Below are 26,226 nucleotides of genomic sequence, written 5' to 3'. Positions count from 1 at the left end.
CTGTGCGGAGTCATCCCGTGCGCTTCGAGGAGAGCTGCGTGGAAAGTCCTGCCGTCCCTGACATCGACACCGGCAACACCAGCGCCGGGACCATCGGTAACACCAGTGCCGGGACCACCGGCAACAGCGGCGCCGGCAACCCCGGCGCCGCCAACAGCGGCACCCCCGGCGCCGGCAATGCAGGCCACACAGGTGCCGGCCACGCGGATGCAGGCCACACAGGTGCCGGCCACGCGGGTGCCGGTCACGCGGGTGCCGGCCACATCCAGGCGACGCCGCCGCCCGCGGCGGGGCTGCCCGACATCACCGCCTACTGGCCCGACGCGCCGCACCGGGCCGGACCGCCGGCCGACCACTACGAGCCGGAGGACGCCGAACCGGTCCGGATCGAGACGCCCTGGCAGGACCGGGGTTCGCAACGGCCCACCATCGAATTGCGACTCGCCCCGCGGTCCCGCCGTACCGTCGGCAAGCCGGTCGCCGCCCTGGTCGCGGCCGTCCTGGTAGCCGGCGGGCTCACCTGGTACGCCACCCGCCCGTCGGATCCGGTCGCGAGTCCGGTGTTCACCGAGCCCAGCGTCGTCGTCCCGCCCGGCACCCCGCCCGTCTCGATCGGGACAAGCGCACCGGCCGGCGCGGTCCCGGCCGCGGCCACCTTCGAACTGGCCGACGGCACCACCGAACTCGACGTACGGATCGGTGCGGTCGAGGACGGCTGGTACCGGGTGTCCAGCCCTCCGGGCAGCGGCATCAACGTGCGGACCGAGCTGGCCGGCGGCGCCGTGCGGGTCTTCGTCGACGACACCGGCGAGGCCGGCACCGCCGAGGTGGACGTGGTGCTCAGCCCGGACGTCTCCTGGTCGGTGCTGATGCGCGGCGGCGTCCGGACCGCCTCGATCGACCTGACCGGCGCCCTCGTCGGCCGGGTGGACCTGCTCGGCGGCGCCGCCCGGATCGACCTGGCCCTGCCGCGACAGAGAGCGACCGTACCGATCTCGATGAGCGGCGGCATCCGGGACTGGCGGATCCGCACCGGCGGACGGGCACCGGTCCGCGCGGAGCTGCGGTCCGGCGCCGGGGCGGTGGTCGTCTACGGCAAACGCGACCAGGGCGTCGACAAGGGCGCCCGGATCACCGCGGGCAGCGGGGCCGGTGGCATCGACCTGGTCGCCGAGGAGGGCGTCGGCACCCTGACCGTGGCGGCGGGGCCGGGCGGGGGCACAATCTCGGGGTGACACGAGCAGCAGGCGACGCCACGCCACCCGACACGTCGGTCTCCCAGGACTACTTCACCGGGCTCTACCTGGCAAAGGACGACCCGTGGGACGTCGCCACCAAGTGGCACGACCGGCGCAAGTACGCGGTCACCGTGGCGAGCCTGCCCCGCGAGCGGTACAAACGCTGCTACGAGCCGGGCGCCTCGATCGGGACGCTCAGCCGCATGCTCGCCGGGCGCTGCGACGAGGTGCTCGCCACCGACAGCGTCCCCGAAGCCGTCGAGCTGGCCCGGCAGAACACCGTGGACCTGCCCGGCGTCCGCGTCGAGCGGGCCGAACTGCCGGCCGACCTCCCCGACGGTGTGTTCGACCTGGTGGTGATCGGCGACCTGCTCTACTACCTGTCCGGCGACGACCTGACCGCGACGCTGGACGGCCTGGTGAAGCGGCTCGAGCCCGGCGGTGACCTGGTGTCGGTGCACTTCCGCGACCGCGAGAACGGCGGCAACTACGACGGCTTCAACGCGCACGCCGCGCTGCTGGCCACCGCGGGCCTGGAGCCGGTCGTGCACCACGAGGACGAGTGGTTCCTGCTCGACGTCCTGCGCCGTTCCTGAGCCCGGCCCGTTTCCGCAACGCGCAGCTCCTGTAGTCGGGCAGCTCCCGGAGCAGGCCGGGCACTCCCGCAATCGAGCTGAGCTACCCCAAGGGAAAGCGCCGCTGGGCGAACCGCGGCCGCTCACACGACATGCCGGAGCGCGGTGAGGCCCGGCACGGCCACCTCGCCACGCTTTTCGCCGGTGGCGGTGTCCAGCCAGGTGACCCGGCCGGTACCGCCGGCGTAGAGGCGGCCGCCGTCCCGGCTCAGCCCCAGCCCGCGCACCGGGCCGGGTAGCTCCCAGCGGCCGCTCCGCTGCCCGGAGATCCGGTCCACGACCGTGACGCCGCCCGCCCCGACCAGGATCCGGCCGTCCGTGGTCAGCGCCAGGGCGGCCGACGACCCGGCGACCGGCGGCACGTCCACCACCCGCTCGATCGACAACGACTCCGGACTCGCGTAGGCAAGTTTCCCGGCGTTCAGGTCGGCCACGAACAGGTTGCGCCCATCGGCGGCCAGGGCGTGCCCGGCAGCCGGGCCCTCACCGAACGGGTGCGGCAGATCCAGGCAGTACGCCCATTGCTCGACCAGGTGCAGCACGTGCACGAAGGCGTGCGCGTTGCCGGGGCGGCCGGAGACCAGGTCGCGGGTGTGCCGGTGCCCGGGCTGGTGGGTGTAGAAGGTGAACAGCATCTTGCGGTCGGCGGAGAGCACCGCCTGCCGGCCGTCGCCGCGCATCTCCTCCTCGGCGCCCGCCGGCACCGGCGTCTTGTTCCGGGTGAACAGTGGCCGGATCTGGCCCGTTGCCAGATCGAGCAGCCGCACCCGGTAGTGGTCCGGTGCCGTGGCCGGCAGCCAGTCCAGTACGAACAGGCCGGTGTTGTCGGCCGTGAACGCGTCCGGCTCGACCACGCCGGGCAGGTCGAACCGCCGGTCCCCACCCGGCCCGGTGACGGCCAGGGTGGTCCGGGCGCGCGCGGCCGGCCGGTCGGAGGCCCCCGTCCCGCTCAGCGCGCACGCCCGGCCGTCGGTGGCGACCACCCGGGGCGTCCAGTCACCGGTAAGCGTGACCCGCCCGGCCGTGCGGCCGCTCGCCGGTTCGAGCTGGTCCACCCCGCCGGGCACGCTCGCGTAGAGGTGCGCTCCGTCGAAAGCGGCCGCCGCCACACCGAGCACCTGCTCGCCCGACGGTCCGAGCCGGAGCATCCCACGATCGGAGTCGGCGAGCAGTACGTCGGGCGCTGTGGTGGCCGCGCGGGCGGGGGTGTCCCGGCATCCGGCCGCCGCGAGAGCGAGCCCGGAGCCGGCCAGCAGAAGAAGTTCGCGCCGAGTAGTCATGTCCAGAAGACACCACCCACGCCTCCCCGGTTCCCGGCCGGCGCTCACCGTGGTCTCAGCTGCGCTGAAACAGCGCTGCCGCCCAGCCGCCGACCGTCTGGCTGGCGCTCACCGTGGTCTCAGCGCAGCTGAGACAGCGGTGGTGTCCAGCGGGGTGGGGTGGTGGGAACCGGATCGGGGTGGGCGGTGTCTTTAGGGTGTGTTGTCGGAAGGGGCGGCCATCGATATCGACGAGGCGACCGCTGTGGCCCGGGCCAGAGACGGTGATCTGGACGCCTACGAGGTGCTGGTCACGCGGTTCACCGCGCCCGCGCACCGGGCCGCGTTGCTGCTCGGCGCCGGATCGGACGCGGACGACGTGGTGCAGGAGGCGTTCGTGAAGGCGCATCGGCAGCTGGCCCGGTACCGCGGCGACGCCGGTTTCAAGGCGTGGCTGCTGGCCATCGTGGCGAACGAGACCCGCAACCTGGTGCGGTCCCGCCGCCGCCGGGAGGGGCTGTGGCTGCGTGCGGCGGTCCGGGAGGACCCGCTGCAGTGGGAGCCCGACCCGGCCGAGTCGGCGATGGCCCGGGAGAGGCGGCAGCTTCTCGTCGAGCAGTTGCGCGCCCTGGACCATCGGGACCGGGAGATTCTGCTCTGCCGTTACCTGCTCGACCTGTCCGAGGCGGAGACCGCGGTCACCCTGGATGTGCCGAAGGGGACGGTCAAGTCCCGGACGGCGCGGGCACTGGCGCGGCTGCGGGACCGGCTGCCGGAGGGGGTGCGCGGTGCCTGAACCCGACGACCTGATCGCCGAGTTGCGTGATCTCGGCGCGCGTCTGACCGTACCCGCGGCTGTTGATCAGAGGGAAGCGGTGCGGGCCCGCCTCCGGCACCCCGCACCGCGCCGGCGTCGCGTCCGTCCGCTCCTCGCCGCCCTGGCGGCCGCACTGGCCGCGTCGATCGTCCTGGTCGCGCCGGCCCGTGCCGCGGTGGTCGAGGTGATCGGTGACCTGCTGCGGGTCGCGGGCGTCGAGGTACGCCGGGACGAGCCCCACCGGACGCTGCCGGCCACACCGAGCGCGTTGCCGCAGGCGTCGGCGCCCGCCGCGTTCCCGATCGGGGTACCCGCCGAGCTCGGAGAACCGGAGCAGGTGGTGGGCTCCGACCCGGACGTGAGCGGGCGGCCGCGGGTGGTGACGCTCGTCTACCGGGGTGGCGCGGTGCGGCTCGACGAGTTCGACGGGCGGCTCGACACCACGTTCTTCAAGACCTCGCCGGAAGCGCGGTGGGTGGAGCCGTGGGATTCGGTGACCGGCGCGGCGTGGGTGCCGGGCCCGCACCCGGTGACCTATGTGGGCCGCGACGGCCGGGAGCGGACCGAGACGGCCCGCCTCGCCGGTCCCACGCTGATCTGGGCGACCGCGTCCGTCACCTACCGGTTGGAGGGAATCGGGACACCCGAAGAGGCGATTGCGGTGGCACGCTCGGTGCGCTGAGCCACGATCGGGTATGCGCGGTCGGTACCGTTCGTCCGGATGAGAAGTCTTCCTGCGATCTGCTGCCTGGCGACCATGGTCCTCGCCGGGTGCACCTCTGATCCGACCTCACCCGATCCGGCCGGTACGCCGCAGGCGAGACCGACGGTGACCGAGTCGACCGGGTTCTTCGTGGAGCCGGACGCGCCAGCGGCCCATCAGGTGGCGGCGTGGAAGGCGGCGGGCCGTGAGGCGGACGCCGCCGCGCTGCGCCGCATCGCCGAGTCGCCGACCGCCGTCTGGTTCGCCGACGCGAACCCGGGTTACCGGGAGCGGGCCCGCCGGCTCGTCGAGGCCGCCGCGGCGGCCGGGCGGACGGCCGTGCTGGTGCCGTACTGGGTGCCGCAGCGGGACTGCGGCGGTCACTCCGGTGGCGGCGCGCCGGACGCCGCGGCGTACCGGGCGTGGATCACCGACCTGGCCGCGATGGTCCGCGGGCACGACGCGATCGTGGTGCTGGAGCCGGACGCGGTGCCGCACGTGCTGGACGGCTGTGTCACCGGTGAGGCCGCACGGGAGCGGCTGGCACTGCTCGCCGAGGCGATCGGGCAGTTCAAACAGGGTCCCGGGGTGCGGGTCTATCTGGACGCCGGGAACCCCGGCTGGATCAAGGACGTGGACCGGGTGGCCCGGGCGCTGGAGGATGCCGGGGTGCGCGCGGCGAACGGGTTCAGTCTCAACGTGGCGAACTTCGAGACCACCGAGGCGAACGTCGCGTACGGCACAGCCGTCTCGGACCGGCTCGGCGGCATGCCGTTCGTGATCGACACCAGCCGTAACGGCAACGGGCCGGCCCCGGTCGACGCGCGGGACGCCGAGGGACACTGGTGCAATCCGCCGGGCCGCGCGCTCGGGCCGGCGCCGACCACGGAGACCGGCACGCCGCGGGTCGACGCCTACCTGTGGGTGAAACGGCCGGGGGAGTCCGACGGGGCGTGCCTGCCGGACGCCCCGCCGGCCGGTCAGTGGTGGCCCGAGTACGCCCTCGGGCTCGCCACCAACTGAGGATCCGCGAGGGCTACGCCACCCGGACCCAGCGGCCCTTGGAGGGCACGCCCTTGTCGTCGATCAGGAAGAGCATGTACCAGCCGGACGGCGCCAGGCCGGGGTCGTCCGGGACGGCGACGGTCACCCCGCCGGGAGTACGGCTGACGCCCAGCTCCACCGACCTCTGGTCCACGTCGGTGCCGTGGGTGACCGCGCTCGGCCGGACGAGGCGGGCACTGGTGATCCGGCCCGCGTCCGGCGTGGCGTAGGGTGCGCTGCGCCCGTGCTTGATCGTGCGCGGCCCGCCACTGAGCTGCGGCCGCTCGCCGTGGAACAGGTAGGGCGGGCTGTAGATCTCGATCCGCTGCTCGAATTTGCCGGGGTTCTTGCCGGTCTCGTCGTAGATCGGGTCGCTGCCCATGGTGACCACCCGCCCGTCCGGCAGCAGCAGCGCCTCGGAGTGGTAGTTGCGGCCCACGGTCGGTGCCGCCGCCTCGCGGAAGACCTCGCGGTCCGGGTCGTAGATCTGCGCGGTCAGCAGGTCGCTGCGGTTCTTCCCCTGGTACGGGCCACCCCGGTAACCGGAGGAGCCGCCGCTGGTGAACACGGTGTCGTCCGGCAGCACCACGGTGCTCAGGTAACGGGCCGGCGCCGGCAGGTCGGGTCCCGGCCGGTACCGCGGGTCCTTCTCGTCGAGGTCGGCGATCGCGGTCCGGGCCGTGGAGACCGGCGAGTCGCCGACCTCCCCGCCGCCCAGGATCATCACCTTCTGGTCCTGGGCCGGTGGCAGCATGACCGAGGCACTGGTCTCGGTCATACCGGCGTCCTCTAGCCCGGGAACCACCTGGAACTTGTTCTTCTTCACGTCCCACAGGCCGGGGGTACGGCCCTCGGTGTCGGAGCCGTAGCCCGCGTTGGAGCCGGAGAAGAACAGCCGGTCGTCCTGGGTCTGGAACAGCGCCGGGTAGGTCGGGAAGACCCGCCGCAGTTCCGGCGCGGGCACCCACTTGCGTTTGCTGACCAGGTAGCGCTCGTTGACGCCGGGCAGCATCCGGCCGAACTCGTCCAGTCCGGACACCGCGAGGATGTCGCCGTTCGGCATCGGGGCGAGCGTCGGGTACCAGCGGTGCTCGACCATGTCGCCGGTCCGGACGTAGCGCTCGGCGACCGGGTCGAACTCGTACGACGTCTTGTCGCCGCCGTACTCCTGCTTCTCCCGGGTGATCTTCTCGGCGATGCCGTACAGGTTGCGTGTGTCGTCGCCGGTCAGGCCCTCGATGGCGTACTGCGCGGGGGCCGTGACGATCGGCGCGTCACCCTTCTCGAGTGCGTCGACCCAGACCTCGGCCTCACCGGCGTGGACCATCATGTGGTCGCCGTGCCACATCTTGGCGGCGGCCGGCACGGTCACCTCGGCACGGGTCAGGTACACCCGTCCGTTGGCGCCGAGGAGGCGGGTGCCCTTCGCGAACGTGCGCGGGCCGTGGTCCGGTGACTCGTTCTTCACCTTCATCACCCCGGCGGCGTGGGTGATGTCGCTCTCCAGCACCTCGTACGACTTGGTGCCGCCGGCCACCAGCAGGTTGCCGTTGGGCAGGAAGGTGTGACCGGCGCAGAACAGGTCGGTCGGTGTCGGCACGTCCTTGAACTTGTCGGTGCGCGGGTCCCACAGGATGGTGCGGAACGTACCGGCCTCGAACTTCTCCCGGTCGTTTCCGGACCCCACGATGATGAGGACCTTTCCGGTACGCAGCATCGCGGCGTGGACGGCGTTGACCCGGAATCGGGCCGGCACCTTCAGCAGCGACCAGTGACCGAACTCCTGTTTGTACGACGGCCGGTTGATGCTGAACTCGTGGTAGCGGTCGGCCGCGAAGCTGACGATCGGCCGGTTCACGATCGCCACCGCGGCCATCACGGGCATCATCACCGCCAGCGTGAGCAGTCGGCGTGCCATGGTGGGGCGTCGCTGGTTCATACCGTGATCTCGATCATGTGAGGTTCCTTCTCGGTGACCTGGTTCGGGGGAGTGCGGCCGAGCGTCTGCAACGCCCAGATCGCCGGTGGGGTCAGGCAGAGGGCCAGGTTGAGTGCCGGCCACAGCCACATGAACCCGTGCGCGTGGCCGGTCACCGCGGCCACGGCCAGCAGGGCGGCGAAGAACGCCGCCCACCGCAGATGGGTACGGAAGGTGAGCAACCGGTCCGGGCTGGCCGAGTCACCCTTCGGGGTCACCACGAAACCGGCCCGCCGGCGCAGCACGGCCTGCAGGAACGAGGTGACGTAGATCGGCGCGCACAGCGTCGACAGCAGCATGCCGCTGAGTCCGGACGATCCGGCGTCCTCGTGCGGGCTGACGTTGTGCCGCCGGTTCCACAGGTAGAGGCCGATCTGGAAGAGGGCGGCGTCCACGTACAGCATCAGCCACACCTGCTGCGGTACCTGCACGCCCTTGACGCCGAGCACCACATGGCAGACCGCGGTGGCGGCGCCGAGGAGCCAGGCGAGCGCGGTCAGCGGGTAGTAGGCCATCAGCAGCGCGTAGTGCAGTGCCCGGCGCACGCCGAGCCGGTGAGCCATCTTCGCGAAGCCGGCCACCACCACCTCGTCGGTGCCGCGCGACCAGCGGTGCTGCTGGCTGAAGTAGTCGGTCCAGGAGGACGGGCCCTCCCCGACGGCCAGGACGTCGGGCGTGTAGACCGAGCGCCAGTGCCGGCCGGTGGCCGGGTTGCGGGCCGCGTGCTGGGCGAGGCTGGTCGCCATGTCCTCGGTGATCGAGTCCTGCAGACCGCCGATCGACTTCAGCGCCGCGATGCGTACCGCGTTGTTGGTGCCGACCAGCATCGGGATGCCGAGCTTGTTGCCGGCCCGCTGGAGCAGCGAGTGGAACAGGTACTGCTGGGACTCGGCCCAGCGGGTGATCACATTGTCGTAGTTGCCGTAGATCTGCGGTCCGATCACGAACGCCACGTCGGGGTCGCGGAAGTAGCCGAGCAGCCGTTCGCAGAAGTTCTCCAGCGGTACGTGGTCGGGGTCGACCGAGACGAACACGTCGTACCGGGCGCCGTGCCGGTCGATCCAGGAGTTGTAGTTGCCGTGCTTGGTCTTCGCCTTGAAGCCACCGGCGGGGGTGTTCCACTCCGGGACGCCCTTGCGGCTGAAGTGGTACGCGCCGACGCGCCGGCACATGGCCTTGACCTCGGGGTCGTCGCCCTCGTCGAGCAGCCACACGTGGTAGCGGCCGGGATGGCGGATCCGCATGGCGGCGCGCAGGGTCTTCTCCACCATCTCGATCGGCTCCTTGCCGGGGACGATCGTGGTCAGGAACGCGACCCGCAGCAGTTCGTCCGGCTCGACCGGCACCGGGTCGAGCGCCCGGATCGTGGCCAGGCACAGGGTCACGACGTTCAGCAGGCGGAACAGTTCGATGAGCGCGGTCGCGACGATCATGAAGATGGTGGCGGCGAAGAGCCCCGTTTGCATCCGGCGGTCCGGCAGTTCCACCGAGGCGAGCAGCCATCCGAAGAAGGTGCTCTCGAAGGCGAAGGCGAAAACCGCGATCGACGCGGTACGGACCGGGCGGCGCCGGGACAGCGGCCGCAACCGGACCCGGTAGTCGCCCTCCGGGACTCCTTCGGCATCACCGGCGAGGCGACTGAAGCCGTGATAATCCGGCAGGGGGGATATAACACTCTTTCCGGGCACCAAGGCAAGATAGCGAGGATTCGGCAATTCCGGGCTTATCTCGTACCTCGATCGTGTCGTGTCCCGTCATCGGACCCGGTGCACCGGTTCGGAACTTCATCGCTTTCCGTCACCGGAATCGTCGAACCGACACGCCCTGTGATCCGTTCTCTCTGTCAGGCGGGGCACGAGCGCCTCGCGGTGACCGACAAGGCGGTGGCAATGCTGATCCTGACCCTGCTCATCCTGGTGCTGGCTGCCGCCTGCGTGCTCGCGGTGCGCGGGGTGCGGGCGGACGTCGCAGCCGAGGAGCCGCTGACCGTCCCGGAGGCCCTGTTCGCCCCGGAGAGTCTCGAAGGTGTCCTCTGTACCCAGCTCATGGACGGCGAGATCACCCGCCGTCAGTACCTGCGCTCGATGGCCGGCATCGCGGCCCGTGACGAGGAGCGGCACCCCCTCTCGGTACCCGGATACGACGACTGACAGAGCCTCGGCCCCCGGAACCCGAGCCCGGTCCTCACGGACCGGGCTTTTCCGTGTTCGCGGCCCGGCGGCATGTGAGGTGAGCCGCATGTTCGTGTGGTTCAGTCAGGTTACTCGCGGGTAATATGGCGGCCATGAGCGATCGTGTCACCGCTGTACTCACCGAGGTGCTCGACGGCCGGTGGGCGCACATCCGGCAGGCCGTACGGGAACGGCTCGGCGCCGAGTTCGTCACCGTCCCCGGCGAAACTGGCGACCAGGCGCGCGAGCGTGTCAGCCGGCTGATCCGTGAACTGCCCACCGACGTGGGCGTGGCATCCGCGTTCCCCTCCCGGTACGGCGGATCCGACGACCCGGGCGGATCCACCGTCGCGGCCGAGATGCTCGGCCAGGTCGACCTGTCCCTCATGGTCAAGGCCGGCGTGCAGTGGGGACTGTTCGGCGGGGCGGTCGTCGCCCTCGGCACCGCCCGCCACCACGACGCCTACCTGCGCGACATCCTCACCGCGGACCTCATGGGCTGCTTCGCGATGACCGAGACCGGACACGGCTCCGACGTCCAGCAGCTGCGCACGACGTGCACCTTCCAGGACGGTCATTTCGTCCTGAACACCCCGCACGAGGCCGCCCGCAAGGACTACATCGGCAACGCGGCCCGCGACGGCCGGATGGCGGTCGTCTTCGCCCAGCTCATCACCGGCGGGAAGTCGTACGGCGTGCACGCGTGGCTGGTGCCGATCCGTGACCGGGACGGTAACCCGATGCCCGGCGTCACCATCGGCGATGCCGGCGCCAAGGCCGGGCTCCTCGGCGTCGACAACGGGCGGCTCTCCTTCGACCACGTGGTCGTACCCCGCGACATGCTCCTCGACCGGTACGGCCAGGTCGCCCCCGACGGCACCTACACCAGCTCGATCGAGAACGACACCCGGCGCTTCTTCACCATGCTCGGCACCCTCGTCCGCGGCCGGGTCACCGTCGGCGCCGCCGCATCCGCGGCCACCCGCAGCGCCCTCACCATCGCCGTCCGCTACGGCGAGACCCGCCGCCAGTTCACCTCACCGGGCGCCGACCGTGAGATCGCCCTCAACGACTACCTCGCCCACCAGCGCAAACTCCTGCCCGCGCTGGCCCGGTCGTACGCGTACGTGTTCGCCCAGGAAGAACTCGCCGCCACCATGGCCGAGCTGTTCGCCCTCGCCGAACCCGACGAGCACCGCCAACGCGAACTCGAATCCCGGGCCGCCGGCCTGAAAGCCGCGCAGACGTGGCACGCCACCCGCACCATCCAGATGTGCCGGGAAGCGTGCGGCGGCGCCGGATACCTGGCCGAGAACCGCATCGCCGGCCTCAAAGCCGACACCGACGTCTTCACCACCTTCGAAGGCGACAACACGGTACTGCTCCAACTCGTGGCGAAAGGCCTGCTCACCGGTTACCGCGACGCCTTCGGGTCGCTCGACGGCTGGGGCCGCGCCACGTTCGTCGCCGAACAGGTCACCGAGATGGTCCTCGAGCGTACGGCCGCGCGCTCCCTGATCCAGCGGCTCGTCAGCGCCGTACCCGGCCGTGACGAGGAAGTGGCCGTAACGGATCGCGGGTGGCACCTGGCCGCCTTCGAAGACCGCGAGAAGCACATCCTCGAAGGCGCGATCCGCCGCCTCCGCAACGGCGCCGCCACCAAGAAGGACCGCCCGTTCGACATCTTCAACGAGGTCCAGGACCACGTACTGGCCGCCGCCACCGCCCACATCGACCGGATCACCCTCGAGGCGTTCGTCGCAGGCATCGAACGCGCCGACGATCCCCAGGCCCGGGAACTGCTGTCCAAGGTGTGCGACCTGTACGCCCTGACCACCATCGAGGCGGACAAGGCCTGGTTCCTGGAGCACGGCCGCCTCACACCGGTCCGTTCCAAGGCCATCACGGCGGTCATCAACGACCTGCTCCGCGAACTGCGGCCACACATGCGCACCCTGGTGGACGCCTTCGCGGTCCCCGACGAATGGCTGAACGCCGCCATCCTCCGCGAGGAGCCGGCCCGCCAGGAGACGATGGCCAAGGAGGACGAGGCGGTCCGCGCCACCCTGCTCAGCTGATCGCCGCTTGCGGTGGCGCCCCGGTCCGGCGCGTCACCGCACCCGGTCGACCCAGGAGCGGGGGATACCGAGGTCGAAGTGCTCGGCCTTGAGCAGGATGAGCCTGCGTTCCCGATCCCGCATCAGGCTCGCGAACGCGGCGGTCACCTCACCGATGAAATCCCGTTCACGAAATTGCCGCAGGGCGCCGGATTCGATCTCCACCCGCCAATCGATCATGCCGAGCGTCCGAATGCGTAGAGCCGCAGATGGTGAAATCGCTTCGCACTCCAATTCCCGCAGATCCGCCGCAAATCTTTCCTGCCGGGAATCCCCCCGGGCTCGGCGTTCCTGTTCGGCTTCCTCGACGGTGAGCGATTGTGATCGGCGATAGATCTCTCGGCGCTCCCGCTCCCAGGCCACCCAGGTGTTCGTTCCCAGGCCGGCGAGTTGCCTGCTCAGGCCGTGTTCGTCGTACCACTCGAAGGTGCCCCGCGAAAAGGTGATCCGAAGATCGAGTGCACCGGAGATCATTGCCCGAATTTGACCATCCGGGGATGTTCCCGTCGCCGACATGCCGCGTAGTTGCTCGCCGAAGTCGGCGCCATCGGAACTCATGTCACCCTCCCACTATCGAGGCCGGCCCCCGAACCGATCGATGGCAACAAACGTATGCGCTGGTGTGTGGTACACAAAATTCGTGACACCTCGAAGAGGCGCGGCCGTTGTCTCGGTGCTCCTGGCTGTACTCGCCGTGCCGACCCCCGCGGCGGCCAAGGATGCTGCCTTCACTCTGGTGGCCGGGGGGAACGGGTCGGGCTTCGCCGGCGACGGCGGACCCGGAACGGCGGCGAAGATCTACGGCCCACACGATGCGGCGGTGGGCCCGGACGGCACGCTGTACATCGCCGACACCGGCAATCATCGAGTCCGCGCGATGACTCGCGGCGGCGTCATCAGCACAGTTGCCGGAGACGGCCGGGCGGATGGGGAGAAGGGCCCGGTAGCCGCCGGGATTCCGGGCTCGGCGATATCGCTGAAGCTTCCTACGGCGGTAGCGGTCGGCGGTGACGGAACCGTCTTCATCGCGGACAGTGGGGTCGGCGGGGTCTACGCGCTGGCACCCGATGGTTCGATCTCACTGCGGGCCGACGTGTCGGGCAACGGCCGGAGGCGGGAACTCCGAGGACTTGCGGTGGCTCCTGACGGCACTCTCTATGTCTCCGACCGTGCGGCTTCGCGGGTCCTCGCGTTCACCCCTGACGGAACCTCCAGTGTGGTTGCCGGCACTGGATCGAAGTCGCCCATCCCGCTGGTGGCGCCGGGTGACCTCGCCGTGGACGGCCAGGGAGATCTATGGATTGCAAGTCATCACCTGTTCCGGGTGCAACGCGGAGCGGTGGCTGCGGTCGCCCTGCCGGCGGACGACCGATGGGCCGTCGAAGGTGCCGAGTCCTGGCCTCTCGCGGGGAACGCGTTGGTCAACATCATCGCGGTCGGGGCGGGTGACGCCGGTCTCTACGCCTTGAGCGGTTCCCAGCGGAGCGTCCGCCGATTGAACCAGGACGGCGGAATCACCGCTGTCACCGACCTGCCGGCCGATCCCTTCGGTCGCACGGATCCGGTTCAGCTTGCTGCCGGGGGCGCCGGTGGTCCGCTCTACCTGATCGACACGGCAGGGAGCCGGATCTTCTCCCTCGAGCCGCCTTCGGCAATCGCCGACTCCTCCGGTGCCGATGTGCCCTTCTGGATCTGGCCGGCAGGTGGATTGGCGCTCGTGGTTCTTCTGGGGATCGGCATCGGACTGGCGCGACGTCGCCGGTAGGCACACAAATCCTGTCGGACAGAACGGGGGTACCAGCGATGGCGGAGAACGTAACGGGTGGCGACCTTTACCGCCTGTGGCGGGTCTCGGAGGTGAATCTGCCGAGGGTGGCGGACGTCTTCTACGACGCCGGGCACCTCCTTGGCGGTGCGACGGGAGGCTCCACCGCCTTTCCCGCGCACGACAGCGCCTATCCGGGAGCATCCGTCAAGGTGAGCGCCCTGGGATCGGCGTGGGAGGAACTTCGATCCAGCATGCTGAGCATCGTCACCCACATGGGCGATGTGGTGATGGAGACCGCTCGAGGTGTCAGGGTGGCACGAGAGATGTTCGACCGGGTCGACACCGAGAACGGCAAGAGCATCCTCGAGTCCTACATGGGACCGGCGGACGGAACACTGGCACCCGGTGCAAAGCGTGGACACGACTATTCCGAGCCGGCCTCCAACCCGCCGACTCCGGGCACCTCCGAACAGCCGGTCCGGCCGTATCAGGCCCCGCGATGAAGGCGAGGCAGGCACACCATGGGCAATGAGACGCCGAGACTGTTCGACATCACCACGCCGCCGGACCTCGCCGGTGCGGCCTACGAGAACCGGGTGCGAGAGCAGGCTCGCGTGCTCAAGAGCGAACTGATCCGGCAGACGCTGGAGGACAGTGCCTCATGGGCCAGGTCGGTCGAGGACAAGTGGGCGAACGACCACCCGGACCTTGCGCCCATTTTTCCGGTCACCGACCAGGAGATAGCGGAGTATCGCGAGCGGGTGCAGAACTCGGACTACGAGTGGATCATTCCGGCATTCGAGCAGTTCATCACACCCGATCCGGACCAGTTCACGCCGATCATCGCCGCCCTCGGCAAGATCGAGGCGAGCTTCGACGGCACTCTGGACGGCGAGGGCAACTGGACCGGCCCCAATACCAACCTGCTCCGGATCCATGACGTCCGTACCGACATGGACGAGTGGGCAGGCGCGTTCAAGAACAGCTTCATCGACAGGTTCCTCACGCCCTTCCAGGGAACCCTGTTGAAACACGCGGAGTTGGCGTTGATCGCCGGGGATCAGATGCGGCTGACGAAGGTCTGCTACATCCGTCAGCGTAAGTCAGTCCTCGAGCTGCTTGACCAGGCGATCAATGCGACTAGAGCCCTGAGCAATGGCGCCTGCTCTCCCGGCGACGTCCTCAAATGGGCAACCATCATGATGGTCGCCACCGGCACGGTCGTCGGTGCCTACGCCACCGGTGTGGGCATCGTCGCCGGCGCGGTCTGCCTCGAAGTCGCAGGAACGATCGGGCAGGGTCTGCTTCCTCAGCCTGAGGAGAAGCAGAAGCTTCCGCTCACCGCGCCGACGGCCAGTGAGGTGGCAATGAACGTGAGCCAGGCGATCAGCAGGCTCGCCAATGACCTCCACAACATGGAGCAGGTCGCCGCCAATGCCCTGCGGGAACTTCATTGGGCTGTCGAGAAGGAGCGCATCAGAGCGGCCACCTCGAATTTGCCGGGGACGTTCACGGTTCCCGCGCCACCGCTGGCGAACGCGACACCGGCGCAGACGGATCAGTCGTTCTTCCCCGACGAGTAGCCGCGGACGCCGGCGCCGAGAGAGATGTTGCCCGGCTGACGCTCCTGAACCACCGATCCAACACTCGGAAGGTCCTGATGCGACCGCGGTCGCACGGGAGAAGACGATTCAGGGGTGCGGGCGCCGCGCACAGCCGGGCCCACACCCCTGAATCGTCCGTACCGTTTGTCCTTACTTGCCCAGAGCGGCCTGGTCGATGACCTGGTCGGCGGCGGGCGCCGCGATGTCGAACTTGGAGCCGAACTCGCTGAACACGATGCCGTCGCCGGTGGCGGCCTTGGCGTTGCGCAGCACGTACGGCTCGCCGGTGGTGGCGACGAACAGCGAGGCCTCGGCGTCGCCGCTGTCGGTGAGGGTGATCGCCGGCTTGCCGTCGATCTGCACGATCTCGCCCTTGGCCACCTTGCCGGTCGGCTTCAGCAGCTCGTCGACGTCAGCGGCCGCGAAGAGGCTGCTCGTCGTGTCCTTGGCCGGGACCAGCACCCACTTGCCGGCGGTCGCCGCGGCCATCGTCTTGGCCTGCTCCGGGCCGGCCAGCATCGCCCAGAAGCCTTCGCTCGGCTTCATGTACTGCTTGCCGCCGACGGCCAGGATGTCGACGTCGGCGCCCTCGCCCATCGACATCTTGCCGGACAGGTCCTTGCCGGAGATCTTGAAGTCCATCGTCATGGTCGTGCCCTCGGAGGTGCCCGAACCGGCCATGTGGAAGGAGCCGGCCTTGGTGAGGGCCTCCTTGGCCTTCGCCAGGATCTCGTCGGCGGTCAGGGCGGCCACACCGTTGTCGGCGGGAGCCTGCGCGGTGGCGCCGGGCTTCGGCTCGGCGCTGTCGCTGCTGCTGCAACCGGTGAGCAGCATCGTGGCCGTGGCCAGGGCGGCGATACCGGCCCGGAACGCAATCTTTGTCATCAGATCTCTCTCATCACCGCGGCGTGGACGCCCGCGCCGCCCAGAAATTCTTTGTTGAGCTGCGCGAATCTATCGGCCCAGGACAACGAATCGATCACCTTTGCGCGGCAAATGCTGCGGCAAATCACACATGTGCCGGGTTTCCGGATCAGACCGGCGCTCTGCTTCCGGCCGAGTATCTCGGACAGTTCGATCAAATGGCCGGCGGCAGGCCCGGTGACCTGAGCGAAGGTTTCCCGGAGTCGCTGAACACGCCGAGGCCGGCCACTCCGTTCTCGATGGCGTCCACGGACGTTGCCGCGAGGGCGGCCGGGGTGCTGCCGGAGCCGCCGCCGGGAATGGCCGGCTCTGGCGGAACGAAGGGCCGGCCGGGTTCACAAAACCGCGACCCCCTATATAGAGTACGAGTATGCCCCGGATGACATTGCAGGTGCGGCTGGTGCTCAGCGCCCTGGCCGACGAGCCCGACCGGCAGCTGTACGGTCTGGAGATCATCGAGACGACCGGCCTGCTGCCCGGCACCATCTATCCGATCCTGGCCCGGCTGGAAGCGGCCGGCTGGGTGGTCAGCGAGTGGGAGGTCGTCGACGAGCGGGAGGCCGGCCGGCCTCGCCGGCGCTACTACCGCCTGACCGCCGACGGGCTGACCGTCGCGGAGGCGTCGGCGGTGGCCCGCGGTGCCCGGCCCCGCCCGGCCCGCGGCCGGGTCATCCCGCGGGAGGCGTTCTGATGCGGCTTCTTCGTGTGGTCCTGACGTTTGCCGCTCTCGCCCTGCCGGCCGGTCACCGGGCCCGGTGGCGCGAGGAGTCGCTCGCCGTGCTGACCGCCGTGCACGGGTTGCGCCGCTGGTGGTTCGCGCTCGACATGATGGTCAAGGCGCCGCTGCTGGCGGGGGCGCTGCGGCGGCCGGTGACCCCGCCCGGCCGCTGGCTGTCCGTCCTGGCCGGGGCGGGCCTGATCGCCACCTCGGTCACCGCGGTGGCGGCGCTCGCCCTGCCGCCGGTCATCGGGGAGGACGCGGCGGAGCTGCTCTTCCTGCTGTCGCCGTGCGGGCTGCTCGGTGTCGTCGCGGCACGGTCCGTCGCGACGGCCCGGTCCTACGGCGGCGGACCGCTGCCGTACCTGACCGCCGCGACGGTCACCGTCTTCGCCGGCACCGGCCCGGTCGCTGCCGGGGCCCTGTCGGTCGCCACCGGTGTGACCGCGATCGCGATGGCCGGTGCCGTCGTGCCCGGCCTCTGGCTGCTCACGGTCAACGCGACGGCGCTGGCCCGGCGCTCCGGCCCGCCCGCCCTGGCGCTGGCCGGTGTCCTTGCCGGTGCCGGTCTCCTCGGCGTCCTGGTGGGACTGCAACTGGTGACCCACGTGCCGGCCGCCCGTGGCGTCGCGTCACCGGTCACCGCGCTGTCCCTGGCACTGCTGGTGCCCGCCTGGACGGTGTGGTCGCTGTGGAACGGCATGCGGCTGATCCGGCTCGGTCACACTCCCGGCGTCTGAGGCGACGATGAGGCGGGCGTACCCGGTCAGCTGTTGAGCATCGTGTAGACGACGTCCGGCGCCTTCTTCGCCTTCGGCGCGGACGGCGTCCGGGCCTTGCCGTACTTGCCGTAGGTCATCGTGCAGGCCTTGGCCGACGGCGGCATGATCTTCATGGTGGTCAGGTTCCCGGCGTTGTCGACGACCGCCTCGAACGGCACGGTCTTCGCCTTCTCGCCCAGTTCGGACAGGGTCGCCGACGCGATCGGCGACTCGTCCTCGACGATCCTGGTCAGGTCCACGGTCCCGGTGAACTTCGCACCGGCCTGTCCCGCGCCGGACTGGACCACGCCGGAGGCAACCGTCGCCAGCGCGCCGACTCCCATCGGATCGAGGCTGCGTTCGGTGAAGGTCACCAGGCCGTCCTGGGCGCCGGCGAGCTTCGCCGGGTTCATCCGGACCCAGCTTCTCGGGATTCCCGCCCGCGTCAGCAACGATGCCGGCTTGGAGGTGATCCGGGCGTAGGAGCCGTCGGTGCCGAACGCCAGGAATGACATCGTCACGGTGCCGTGCGGTGTCTTCACGATGGTGGTGACCTGCGCGGTCTCGGACGCGGCGTCGATGATGCCGGAGAAGGTGGCGACGCAGCCGCCCTTCGCGGTGAACGCGAACGCGGGCGTCGTCGCGTCCGGCGCCGCGGCGACCAGGTTCTGGGCGGGAGTGGGTGCGGCGGCTCCGCCGATGCCGGCTTCCGCGGTGCCGCAGGCGGCGGCGCCGAGAGCGAGGACGGTGACAGTGGCCAGGCCGGCCACGCGACGAGGGGTGCGCACAGGTGACTCCGGGGAGGGCGAGGGAAGGGTGGCCTCCGCACGGCTCGCCCGGGGCGGTCCGCCGCCGGGTCCGCGGTTCTCAACGGCCACCACATACCGTACGGACCGTCGCGAACCGTCACCAACCTGTGAATATGCTGTTCACGCCGCCCGTACGACAGGGGTGGAGAACTTCGTGGATCCTTTCCTCGTCCGTTCCGGCGAGCTGATCCACCGCGAGGTGCGGCGCCGGGCGGAACGCCGGGTGGTGTTCACGTGTCCAGCCCCCGGGGCACGTAGCGGGCCTCGTGCTGGACGGCCTCGTCCTGCCCGGCCAGCGCGGTGATCGCGGCCCACGGCATCCGGTCGGCCGGTCCGGCGGTGCCGGTGTCCGCGATCGACCGGTAGACGAGCGAGGCGGCCCGCACGGCCGCCAGCAACGCCGCCACCGGATGCAGGACGAGCCGGACACCGGCTTCGGTCAGTGCGGCTTCGGTCAGTGCGGCGTCGTTCGCGGCGGGCCGGTCGCCACCGGCCTCACTGCGATCGACCACCAGCGGTACGCCGGGAAGCGCCTCGTGCAGACGTCGCAGCTCGTCGAGACGGCCCACGCCCGCGGGCAGCACGGCGTCCGCGCCCGCGTCGGCGTAGGCACGGCAGCGCACGATCGTCTCGTCCAGTCCCTGCGCCGGGTAGGCGTCGGTACGGGCGATCACCACGATCTCCGGCGCCTGGCCGGCCAGGGCGGTGATCTTCGCGGCCGCCTCCCCGATGCCGATCAGCTCCCGGCCGGCCGGATGCGCGTAGCCCTTCGGGGTGACCCGGTCGCCGAGGTGCAGGCCGGCGATCCCGGCGCGGGAGTACGCCAGGGCCGTCCACACCGCGTGCGGTGGAGTCGCGTACCCGGTGTCCGCGTCGGCGATCAGCGGGATGCCGTCCAGAGCCGGGACCAGGGTGGACGCCCGGTCGGCGATCTGGGTGCCGTTGACGGCCCCGACGCCGGGACGGCTCAGCATGATCGCTGAGACGGCTGCTCCGGACAGGTGCACCGCCCGGTGCCCGGCCGCCACGGCGAGGGCCGCGGTCAGCGGGTCGTAGATGCCGGGCACGTGGGTGACCCGGCCGGAGGCGAGAATGGCGCGCAAGGCGGTGGCAGTCATGGTGGGATCTTCCTCGCCGCGCGCGGGCACCGCTCGGTGCGGTGGCTCGTCGTGCCCGGGTCCACAGCCGCCGCAGCCGGTGAGCCGGGTGGTGGCAGACTCACACCAGTGACGTTCCGTGGCTGGCCGAGTGAGGCGCTCGAGTTCTACGAGGGTCTCACCGCCGACAATTCGAAGACGTACTGGACCGCGCGCCTGCCGTTCTACGAGGAGCAGGTTCGTGGCCCGGGCCTGGCGCTGCTGGCGGAGCTGGAACCCGAGTTCGGTCCCGGGAAGATCTTCCGGCCGTACCGCGACGTGCGATTCAGCCACGACAAGACCCCGTACAAGAACCATCTCGGCATGTGGCTCGAGTTCGGTGGTTACGTGCAGCTTTCCGCGGACGGCCTGGCGGCTGGCTGCGGCATGTACCAGATGGCCCCTGACCAGCTTGAGCGCTACCGCCGTACGGTGGCCGACCCGCGCCTGGGCCCGTCCCTGGCCGACCTGGTGGCGAAGATCGAGAAGGCCGGCGCCGCCGTGCACGGTCACGGCACCCTCAAGACCGCTCCGCGCGGCTATCCGAAGGACCATCCCCGCATCGAGCTGCTGCGGCACAAGGGCCTGACCACCTGGCAGGAGTGGGAGCCGGCCGCGTGGATGGGCACCGCCGCCGCCAAGGACCGCATCGCCGCCTTCCTCCGGACGAGCCGCCCGCTGCGTGACTGGCTGGACCACCACGTCGGCCCCGCCGCCGCCAGCAGCCGGTGATCAACTGGCGGGTACGCTCACGCGATGTCCGAGAATCCCAGGCCGTCCGACGAAGCGGTAGTGGTGGGGATCGCGGCGTTCCATGAGGGCGCGGAACCACCGAGCGACGACGAGGTCTTCTATCGTCTGCGGTCGGCCGGTGTGCAGGAGTGGCTGGCCGAGCGACTGATCGCCTTCCTGCCGCTCGCCTTCGGCCGCCGGTTGCTGCCGGGTGTGACCCTTGCGGACAGTTTCGTCGACGGCGGCACCGAGCGTCCGCTCGCCTCGGAACCGGTCTTCCTGGCGGCGGCCGCCGCGGCGGAGATCGCCGGACGTGACGACATCGAGCGGATCGGGCTGCGCAGCGCCGAGTTCCACGTCGTCAACCAGGCGTTGCATGCCGGCGCGCAGATGACCGACCTGATGATCAAGCCGGTGAACTTCCCTGACCCGTTGCCGCCGGTCGAGGACGGTGACGGGGGTGTGCCCTCCCCGGCCGAGATGTTCGCGGCCCTCCTGAGCGGGCACGGCCTGCCGGTCGAGGGCCCGGAGGAGGGCCGGCTGCGCGTCGGTGACGCGTCGTTCTCGGCCCGGCTCATCGCCCACCCGAGCCCGATGGAGGGCGTCCTGATGGCCCAGGTCGACGTGGCGGTCGACCACCCCGAGATGGCCGAGCCGTGGATGGTCGAGAGCTGCGCCGGTGTGGGCCCGACCTGGCGGGAGGCGATCCATCAGGCGATGGTCATGTTCGAGCGCGGCGTGGTGCATCCGATCGTGGAGGCGCTGCTGTCCCGGGGTGCCGCCGGCGACCAGGTGAGCTGGGAACGCTACGAGCACCCGAGCGGCGCGTTCGACCTGTGCCTGGGTGCCCAGCTGACCCTGTTCACCGCCGAACCGGTCCCGTCGGCCGAGCCGCTGCTGGACCGCCTGCTGACCGAACTGCGGGAGGTCCCGCTGAGCCGGGCGGTGCACGCCCTGCGGGTCTTCACCTGCCACCGCGACGGCGAACTGATCAACAACGAGCTGCTGCTCGACGGCGAGCCCTGGGAGGCCGGCGCCCGGGTGGTGGCGGCCGCCCCGCCCCCGCTGCCGGCCGGCATGGTGGGGCAGCGCCTCTTCGGTCTGCTGGTGCCCGCCGCCTGAGCCTCCGGCGGTCGCCTGAGGTTCCTCATCCGGCCGATGAAGCCGGTGCCGCAGGTAGTAACCCGGCGGGGTGGTGACGCCGCAGCGCCACCACCCCGGTTCGTCAGCTCGCGGTCCAGAACAGGGCGCGGGCGTACGGAGCGAACAGTCCCTTCGGGTGGGCGCGGAACAACGGTTCGGTGCCGAACAGGACGGCGTTGCCGCCGCCGGCCGTCACACCGGAGACGACCGCGGCCTGCCCGGCGGCCTGGGCCGGGCCGTTGGTCCCGGTGTCGCCCGGCTGCCAGTGACCGGCGACCAGCGGGGTCGCACCCGCCCGGTACCGCTGCTCGACGGTGAAGCCGGTGCCGGTGAACCAGATCGGCGAGTAGACGAACGAGTGCACCGGTGAGCCGGCACCCACGATCGGGCCCTCGCCGGTAACCGCGACCACGCCGTTGGCGTCGCCGCGGCCGGCTGTCGCGACGGCCGGCAGCACCTTAGCGGCGGCGTTGAAGTTCGCGCCGGTGGCGCCGCGGGTCAGTACGCCACCGCCCCGGGTCAGGTACGCGTCGACCGCGGCCTTGGCGGCGGCGTTCAGCGCGGTGTAGGACAGACCCGACGAGACGATCAGGGTGTCCACCCCGGACAGGTCGAATCCGGCGTTCAGGACGGCCGTCGACACGGTCCGCACCTCGAAGCCCATCTGCCTGAGCACGAACAGTTCGTCGGCGGAGACCGCCGCGGCGATCACCGGCCGGTCGAACACCTCACCCTTCGTGCCGCGCGGCGCCGCGGTGAACCGTACGCCCAGCGACCTGGCGATCGACGAGGCCTCGGGCCGCGCGTCGGCCGGAACCACGACGGTGCTCGCGTCCGTACGGCTGAGCTTGATGCCCTGATCGAGCAGTTCGTTGACCGCACGCACGTCGTTGCCGTCGCGCAGCTTCAGCAGCAGGTCCCGCCCGCGCGGCGCGTCGACCGAGCCGGTCGGGTCGGCCTTCGCCGCCGCCCGGGTGGCGACCCGCGGGTACGCCGTGCGGCTGCTGTCGACGGACGCGCCCCACAGCAGGCCGTTGCTCCAGCCGGAGATGTCGTACATCTGCGGGACCAGGTCGGAGATGTCCCGGCCGGCCTCCAGCAGCACGTTGGCCAGCCCGCGCTTCGGCTGGCGCATGTCGACGACGTAGTCGCCGCGGTCGTAGCGGTGCCCGTTCAGGGTGAAGCCGGACAGTGCCTTGCGCACCCGCACGTCGTTGGCGATCAGATGGTCGACCAGGCGGGCGGCGGCCGGGGTGCCGGCCGGGATGACGTACGCCCGCGGGAACGTCGTCGAGTAGCGGTCCTCGGGACCGAACCCGTCGACGAAACCGTCCGGGATCACCGGCGACGGCTCGCCCGCCCACCCGCGGCGGAACTGCTCGATCTGGTCGGTGAGCAGCGTGCCCCGGTTGGTGTCGGCGTAGGTCAGCGCCGCCTCGATCGTCGCGGCGGCCACGTCGGTGTTGATCCGGGACCGGCGCTGCAGTTCCTCGACCGGCAGGTTGTTGTAGTCGGCGTTGTTCACCCGCAGCGGGATCTCCACGGTGTGCCCGACCGCGCCCTGATAGATCGCGTACATCGGCGTGAAGATCGGCGGCCAGTCGTCCCAGTCGCCGGGAGCGTAGTCCCGGAACGGGATGTCAGCGCGGGTCGTCTCCGCGTGGCCGAGCTGCTGGATGGCCTTCTCCATGCCGAGCGCGTTCGGCAGCGCATGCTTGATGTAGAGGTCGTACTCGTAGTTCTGCCCGTGCGGCGGGGTGGCCGGTTCGATGAGCGTCGTCCCGGTGTAGCCGTGCTCGTCGAGCATCACGAACGGCTGCGTCGCGATCACCACGTCCCGCGCCATCCGGGACTCCGGCTGCGAATTCGTCGCGAAGTCCCGGTTGATGTCGAAGCCGGCGCCGTTCGCGCGGGTGCCGGCGACCCGGCCGTCGGGGTTGAGGCTGACGCTCACGTACACCCGGCTGCGCTTCAGGAACGCCGCCGTGGCCGGGTCGGTGGCGGTGGCCAGGCGCTCGATGACGCGCAGCGCGCCGTCGGTGCCCTCCCACTCGTTGCCGTGGATGTTCGCGTTGATCCAGACCGGCGTCTTGTAGCCGGCCCGCAGCGAGCGGTCCCGCTTGGCGGCGCCCGGATTCTCCTCGATCAGCGCCCGCCAGTGGTCCTGACGGGCGGCCTCCCAGGGGCTCTCCGGTGCGGTCACCGTCACCAGGTACAGATCCCGGCCTCCGGCGGACTTCCCGGCAATCTCGGCGGAGACGCGGTTCGAGGACTTCTGCAGGGCGTTCAGTTTCGGAGCGATCGAGTGGTACGGGACGAGCCCCAGCTTGATCGATCGGTCGTCCGGATTCTCCGGCTGGACGGGCAGGACGTTCTGCCTGGGGTAGCCCCGGTGTGATCGCAGGCTCCACGTGGAAGCCGCCGGCGGAACATCAAGGGTCCGGGCCGAGAACGCGCCCGTCGACGCCTCGTCGACGGCGGCTGTCTCGTTGCGTTCGGGTCCGTTGCCGAAGTCACGGGTCGATGGCGGGGTGTCGCCGGGCGCCCCTGCCGCCGGGTTGGCGAGCAGGGCCGTGGCGAGCAACGCGGCACCGATTCCGGTCAGCGTTCGTGACAGGTCCACAAAGCACCTCCGTTGGGATGCCCCGACCCTTCCTGTCCCATCGACCGATGCGCAACGATCTATGAGCTTGATTTCTATACCGTTAGGGTCATCACTACCGGTGGGTGGTGTGTGACTCCCAGGTCGCGTACATGGCGGCGTAATGGCCCCGGGCGGCGATCAGTTCCTCGTGGGTGCCCTGTTCGGCGATGCCTCCACGGTCCACGACGATCACCCGGTCGGCGCGGCGGGCGGTCGACAGGCGGTGCGCGACGAGGATCGCGGTACGCCCTTCGAGCAGCCGCTGGATCGCGGCCTCGACCCGCAGTTCCGAACGCAGGTCCAGGCTCGACGTGGCCTCGTCGAGGACGACCACCCGGGGTTCGGCCACGAAGACCCGGGCCAGCGCGATGAGCTGCCGTTCGCCCGACGACACCGACTGGCCGCGTTCGTGCAGGATCGTGTTCAGGCCGTCGGGGGAGCGGCCGACCAGGTCGCGCAGGCCCACCGCGTCCACGGCGGCCTCGACCAGCTCGTCGGGGGCGTCCGGGCGGGCGAAGGCGATGTTGTCGCGCAGCGTGCCGGCGAACAGGAACGGCTCCTGCGGGACCACGCCGATCTGGCGGTGCAGCGAGTCCAGGGTGACGTCCCGCAGGTCGTGGCCGTCGATCAGGACGGCGCCCGCGTCCGGGTCGTAGAGGCGGGCCACCAGCTTGGCCAGGGTCGACTTGCCGGCTCCGGTCGGGCCGACGCAGGCGACGGTCTCGCCGGGGGCGATCCGCAGGTTCACGTCGTGCAGGACGGGACGCGTCTCGTCGTACCCGAAGGTGATCTCCCGCAGTTCGATGGCGCCCTCCGCCGGCGGCAGCGGCATCGCCCCGGGTTTCTCCCGCACCGCGGGGGAGGTGTGCAGCAGGCCGCGGAGTTTGCCGAGCGCGGCGCGGGCCTGCTGGTAGTTGGTGTAGAGCTGGACGAGCTGTTGCACCGGCTGGAAGAACGCGTTCAGGTAGAGCACGAACGCGGTGAGCTCGCCGATCGTCAGGGTGCCGTTCAGGACCATCCGGCCGCCGATCAGCAGCAGGGCGGCCAGGCCGAGCAGCCCGATCACCGAGGTGCCGGGTCCGTAGACGGCGTTGATCCGCCCGGTGTGGTCGTTGGCGTCGCGGTAGCCGCCGACCACCTCGCGGTGTTCGGCGACACTCCGGTCGCGCTGGTTGTGAGCGGTGATCACCCGTACGCCGTAGAGGCTCTCGGAGAGGTGGGTGAAGAGCGCCGCGATGGTGTCGCGCTGACGGTTGTAGCCGACGTCGGCGGCCTTGCGGAACCACAGTGACAGCGCCAGCAGCGGCGGGACGACGAGCAGCAACGTGATCACGGCGAGTGTCGCGTCGTAGTGGAACAGCACCGCGGTGACCACCACCATGGTCAGGCCATGGATCAGGAACTGGGCGAAGCCCTCGGAGAGCAGATGCTGCAGCGCCTCCACGTCCGAGGTCATCCGGGTCATCGTGACGCCGGCCTTCTCGCGGGTGTAGAAGTCGAGGCTGAGGCGCTGCAGGTGGGCGAAGACACGGACCCGCAGGTCGCGCGTGGCGTAGGCGGAGAGCCGGCCGCTGGCCCGGATGCGCACACCCGACGCGACGGCGGTCAGGACCACCGACACCAGGAACGCGACGGCGGCGAAGACCAGCCACGGCACCTCGCCGGCCACGATGCCGTGGTCGATGCCGATCTGTACGAGGTACGGCCCGGACTGCAGCAGCAGCGCCTCCAGCAGGACGGCCAGGGCCGCGGCCACGAGCAGCCCGGGGCGGCCGGACAGCAGCGACCACAGGGTGAGCCGGCCGCTGTCCGGGTCCTGGCTGAACGGTTCGTCCGGTTCGGGGCGCACCGGCTCGCGTGCCTCCAGGGCCGTGACGCCGGCGATCAGCTCCTCGGGGATGCCCGCGAAGGGGGTGCTCGTGCCCTGCCGGCGGTCGCGGCCGCCGGCGCCGGTGCCGCCGAGTCCGCCGATCGCCCCGGAACCCGATCCGCCGCCCGGTCCGCCGAAACCGCCGCCGAACATGC

The 26,226-nt window shown here is 70.7% G+C and carries 23 protein-coding genes; 14 read left to right on the top strand and 9 right to left on the bottom strand.

Annotation, left to right across the window (positions count from 1 at the left end; all coding sequences use genetic code 11):
- Positions 1 to 38 precede the first annotated feature (38 nt).
- Both AB0G04_RS04995 and AB0G04_RS04990 read left to right on the top strand, forming a co-directional pair.
- A complete protein-coding gene (locus AB0G04_RS04995) occupies positions 39 to 1,235 on the top strand; it encodes a hypothetical protein (protein WP_360976573.1) in 1,197 nt (398 codons plus the stop codon).
- Positions 1,232 to 1,834, top strand: coding sequence for a class I SAM-dependent methyltransferase (locus tag AB0G04_RS04990; protein ID WP_360976570.1), 603 nt, complete (start codon positions 1,232 to 1,234; stop codon positions 1,832 to 1,834). Before AB0G04_RS04995 ends, AB0G04_RS04990 begins: the two co-directional genes overlap by 4 nt.
- Positions 1,835 to 1,956: 122 nt before the next feature.
- Here the strand turns inward: AB0G04_RS04990 and AB0G04_RS04985 are convergent, their stop codons facing one another.
- Entirely contained in the window at positions 1,957 to 3,153 is a 1,197-nt protein-coding gene (locus AB0G04_RS04985; RefSeq protein ID WP_360976566.1) for a hypothetical protein, read from the bottom strand.
- A 199-nt stretch (positions 3,154 to 3,352) separates the two neighbouring features.
- Between AB0G04_RS04985 and AB0G04_RS04980 the strand changes: the two genes are divergently transcribed.
- From AB0G04_RS04980 to AB0G04_RS04970, 3 genes are read left to right on the top strand one after another with little or no spacing between them, the layout of a single operon-like run.
- Positions 3,353 to 3,928, top strand: coding sequence for a sigma-70 family RNA polymerase sigma factor (locus AB0G04_RS04980; RefSeq protein ID WP_360976563.1), 576 nt, complete (start codon positions 3,353 to 3,355; stop codon positions 3,926 to 3,928).
- Positions 3,921 to 4,631 (top strand): hypothetical protein, encoded by a 711-nt coding sequence (locus AB0G04_RS04975; RefSeq protein ID WP_360976560.1) that lies wholly within the window; start codon positions 3,921 to 3,923, stop codon positions 4,629 to 4,631. Before AB0G04_RS04980 ends, AB0G04_RS04975 begins: the two co-directional genes overlap by 8 nt.
- A gap of 39 nt (positions 4,632 to 4,670) precedes the next feature.
- Entirely contained in the window at positions 4,671 to 5,675 is a 1,005-nt protein-coding gene (locus AB0G04_RS04970; protein ID WP_360976557.1) for a glycoside hydrolase family 6 protein, read from the top strand.
- 13 nt (positions 5,676 to 5,688) lie between these two features.
- On the opposite strand, the gene AB0G04_RS04965 is transcribed toward AB0G04_RS04970, so the two are convergent.
- Both AB0G04_RS04965 and AB0G04_RS04960 read right to left on the bottom strand, forming a co-directional pair.
- Positions 5,689 to 7,635: a galactose oxidase early set domain-containing protein gene (locus AB0G04_RS04965; protein WP_360976554.1), complete on the bottom strand. Its 1,947-nt coding sequence runs from the start codon at positions 7,633 to 7,635 to the stop codon at positions 5,689 to 5,691.
- Positions 7,632 to 9,362 (bottom strand): glycosyltransferase family 2 protein, encoded by a 1,731-nt coding sequence (locus AB0G04_RS04960; protein WP_360976551.1) that lies wholly within the window; start codon positions 9,360 to 9,362, stop codon positions 7,632 to 7,634. The genes AB0G04_RS04965 and AB0G04_RS04960 overlap by 4 nt, the downstream gene beginning before the upstream one ends.
- 180 nt (positions 9,363 to 9,542) lie before the next feature.
- Here AB0G04_RS04960 and AB0G04_RS04955 point away from each other — a divergent pair, with 180 nt between their 5' ends.
- Both AB0G04_RS04955 and AB0G04_RS04950 read left to right on the top strand, forming a co-directional pair.
- Entirely contained in the window at positions 9,543 to 9,824 is a 282-nt protein-coding gene (locus AB0G04_RS04955) for a hypothetical protein (protein WP_360976548.1), read from the top strand.
- A 134-nt stretch (positions 9,825 to 9,958) separates the two neighbouring features.
- A complete protein-coding gene (locus AB0G04_RS04950) occupies positions 9,959 to 11,923 on the top strand; it encodes an acyl-CoA dehydrogenase (RefSeq protein ID WP_360976545.1) in 1,965 nt (654 codons plus the stop codon).
- Between the two features lie 33 nt (positions 11,924 to 11,956).
- Here the strand turns inward: AB0G04_RS04950 and AB0G04_RS04945 are convergent, their stop codons facing one another.
- Positions 11,957 to 12,520 carry a hypothetical protein gene (locus tag AB0G04_RS04945; RefSeq protein WP_360976542.1) on the bottom strand — a complete coding sequence of 188 codons (564 nt, stop codon included), beginning with the start codon at positions 12,518 to 12,520 and terminating at the stop codon, positions 11,957 to 11,959.
- Between the two features lie 82 nt (positions 12,521 to 12,602).
- Here AB0G04_RS04945 and AB0G04_RS04940 point away from each other — a divergent pair, with 82 nt between their 5' ends.
- Genes AB0G04_RS04940 through AB0G04_RS04930 form a run of 3 tightly spaced genes read left to right on the top strand, consistent with a single transcriptional unit; the run spans position 12,603 to position 15,313 of the window.
- Positions 12,603 to 13,727 carry a hypothetical protein gene (locus tag AB0G04_RS04940; RefSeq protein ID WP_360976539.1) on the top strand — a complete coding sequence of 375 codons (1,125 nt, stop codon included), beginning with the start codon at positions 12,603 to 12,605 and terminating at the stop codon, positions 13,725 to 13,727.
- Between the two features lie 38 nt (positions 13,728 to 13,765).
- On the top strand, positions 13,766 to 14,233 hold the full coding sequence (locus tag AB0G04_RS04935) for a hypothetical protein (protein ID WP_360976536.1): 468 nt from the start codon (positions 13,766 to 13,768) through the stop codon (positions 14,231 to 14,233).
- 18 nt (positions 14,234 to 14,251) lie between these two features.
- On the top strand, positions 14,252 to 15,313 hold the full coding sequence (locus AB0G04_RS04930; RefSeq protein WP_360976533.1) for a hypothetical protein: 1,062 nt from the start codon (positions 14,252 to 14,254) through the stop codon (positions 15,311 to 15,313).
- A 171-nt stretch (positions 15,314 to 15,484) separates the two neighbouring features.
- On the opposite strand, the gene AB0G04_RS04925 is transcribed toward AB0G04_RS04930, so the two are convergent.
- Positions 15,485 to 16,219 carry a hypothetical protein gene (locus AB0G04_RS04925; RefSeq protein WP_360976530.1) on the bottom strand — a complete coding sequence of 245 codons (735 nt, stop codon included), beginning with the start codon at positions 16,217 to 16,219 and terminating at the stop codon, positions 15,485 to 15,487.
- A 418-nt stretch (positions 16,220 to 16,637) separates the two neighbouring features.
- Here AB0G04_RS04925 and AB0G04_RS04920 point away from each other — a divergent pair, with 418 nt between their 5' ends.
- Together AB0G04_RS04920 and AB0G04_RS04915 are read left to right on the top strand one after the other, a co-directional pair.
- On the top strand, positions 16,638 to 16,949 hold the full coding sequence (locus AB0G04_RS04920) for a PadR family transcriptional regulator (protein ID WP_360976527.1): 312 nt from the start codon (positions 16,638 to 16,640) through the stop codon (positions 16,947 to 16,949).
- The gene (locus AB0G04_RS04915; RefSeq protein WP_360976524.1) at positions 16,949 to 17,716 is read left to right on the top strand and encodes a hypothetical protein; all 768 of its coding nucleotides are present in this window, start codon (positions 16,949 to 16,951) and stop codon (positions 17,714 to 17,716) included. The genes AB0G04_RS04920 and AB0G04_RS04915 overlap by 1 nt, the downstream gene beginning before the upstream one ends.
- Positions 17,717 to 17,742: 26 nt before the next feature.
- On the opposite strand, the gene AB0G04_RS04910 is transcribed toward AB0G04_RS04915, so the two are convergent.
- The gene (locus tag AB0G04_RS04910; RefSeq protein WP_360976519.1) at positions 17,743 to 18,525 is read right to left on the bottom strand and encodes a hypothetical protein; all 783 of its coding nucleotides are present in this window, start codon (positions 18,523 to 18,525) and stop codon (positions 17,743 to 17,745) included.
- 251 nt (positions 18,526 to 18,776) lie between these two features.
- Positions 18,777 to 19,664, bottom strand: coding sequence for an isocitrate lyase/PEP mutase family protein (locus AB0G04_RS04905; RefSeq protein ID WP_360976515.1), 888 nt, complete (start codon positions 19,662 to 19,664; stop codon positions 18,777 to 18,779).
- A gap of 108 nt (positions 19,665 to 19,772) precedes the next feature.
- Between AB0G04_RS04905 and AB0G04_RS04900 the strand changes: the two genes are divergently transcribed.
- Together AB0G04_RS04900 and AB0G04_RS04895 are read left to right on the top strand one after the other, a co-directional pair.
- Complete coding sequence (locus tag AB0G04_RS04900) at positions 19,773 to 20,414, top strand: DUF2461 domain-containing protein (protein WP_360976512.1); 642 nt, start codon at positions 19,773 to 19,775, stop codon at positions 20,412 to 20,414.
- Positions 20,415 to 20,438: 24 nt separating this feature from the next.
- Positions 20,439 to 21,536, top strand: coding sequence for a DUF6348 family protein (locus AB0G04_RS04895; RefSeq protein ID WP_360976509.1), 1,098 nt, complete (start codon positions 20,439 to 20,441; stop codon positions 21,534 to 21,536).
- Positions 21,537 to 21,639: 103 nt separating this feature from the next.
- Here AB0G04_RS04895 and AB0G04_RS04890 read toward each other — a convergent pair whose 3' ends face one another.
- Both AB0G04_RS04890 and AB0G04_RS04885 read right to left on the bottom strand, forming a co-directional pair.
- Positions 21,640 to 24,180 carry a M14 family zinc carboxypeptidase gene (locus AB0G04_RS04890; protein WP_360976506.1) on the bottom strand — a complete coding sequence of 847 codons (2,541 nt, stop codon included), beginning with the start codon at positions 24,178 to 24,180 and terminating at the stop codon, positions 21,640 to 21,642.
- A 94-nt stretch (positions 24,181 to 24,274) separates the two neighbouring features.
- Entirely contained in the window at positions 24,275 to 26,224 is a 1,950-nt protein-coding gene (locus tag AB0G04_RS04885; protein ID WP_360977856.1) for an ABC transporter ATP-binding protein, read from the bottom strand.
- Positions 26,225 to 26,226: the final 2 nt, after the last annotated feature.

Origin of the sequence: Actinoplanes sp. NPDC023801, from assembly GCF_040639655.1 — a bacterium.
Lineage (GTDB): Bacteria > Actinomycetota > Actinomycetes > Mycobacteriales > Micromonosporaceae > Actinoplanes.
The sequence above is the reverse complement of the archived record's forward strand: the minus strand, read 5'-3'. Positions and strand labels throughout refer to the sequence as shown.

Excerpts from the sequence above, each read along its gene's own strand:
- AB0G04_RS04985 (WP_360976566.1), bottom strand. The coding sequence starts at position 3,153 with ATGACTACTCGGCGCGAACTTCTTCTGCTGGCCGGCTCCGGGCTCGCT.
- AB0G04_RS04970 (WP_360976557.1), top strand. The coding sequence starts at position 4,671 with ATGAGAAGTCTTCCTGCGATCTGCTGCCTGGCGACCATGGTCCTCGCC.
- AB0G04_RS04965 (WP_360976554.1), bottom strand. The coding sequence starts at position 7,635 with ATGAACCAGCGACGCCCCACCATGGCACGCCGACTGCTCACGCTGGCG.
- AB0G04_RS04950 (WP_360976545.1), top strand. The coding sequence starts at position 9,959 with ATGAGCGATCGTGTCACCGCTGTACTCACCGAGGTGCTCGACGGCCGG.
- AB0G04_RS04945 (WP_360976542.1), bottom strand. The coding sequence starts at position 12,520 with ATGAGTTCCGATGGCGCCGACTTCGGCGAGCAACTACGCGGCATGTCG.
- AB0G04_RS04935 (WP_360976536.1), top strand. The coding sequence starts at position 13,766 with ATGGCGGAGAACGTAACGGGTGGCGACCTTTACCGCCTGTGGCGGGTC.
- AB0G04_RS04930 (WP_360976533.1), top strand. The coding sequence starts at position 14,252 with ATGGGCAATGAGACGCCGAGACTGTTCGACATCACCACGCCGCCGGAC.
- AB0G04_RS04925 (WP_360976530.1), bottom strand. The coding sequence starts at position 16,219 with ATGACAAAGATTGCGTTCCGGGCCGGTATCGCCGCCCTGGCCACGGCC.
- AB0G04_RS04920 (WP_360976527.1), top strand. The coding sequence starts at position 16,638 with ATGACATTGCAGGTGCGGCTGGTGCTCAGCGCCCTGGCCGACGAGCCC.
- AB0G04_RS04915 (WP_360976524.1), top strand. The coding sequence starts at position 16,949 with ATGCGGCTTCTTCGTGTGGTCCTGACGTTTGCCGCTCTCGCCCTGCCG.
- AB0G04_RS04905 (WP_360976515.1), bottom strand. The coding sequence starts at position 19,664 with ATGACTGCCACCGCCTTGCGCGCCATTCTCGCCTCCGGCCGGGTCACC.
- AB0G04_RS04895 (WP_360976509.1), top strand. The coding sequence starts at position 20,439 with ATGTCCGAGAATCCCAGGCCGTCCGACGAAGCGGTAGTGGTGGGGATC.
- AB0G04_RS04885 (WP_360977856.1), bottom strand. The coding sequence starts at position 26,224 with ATGTTCGGCGGCGGTTTCGGCGGACCGGGCGGCGGATCGGGTTCCGGG.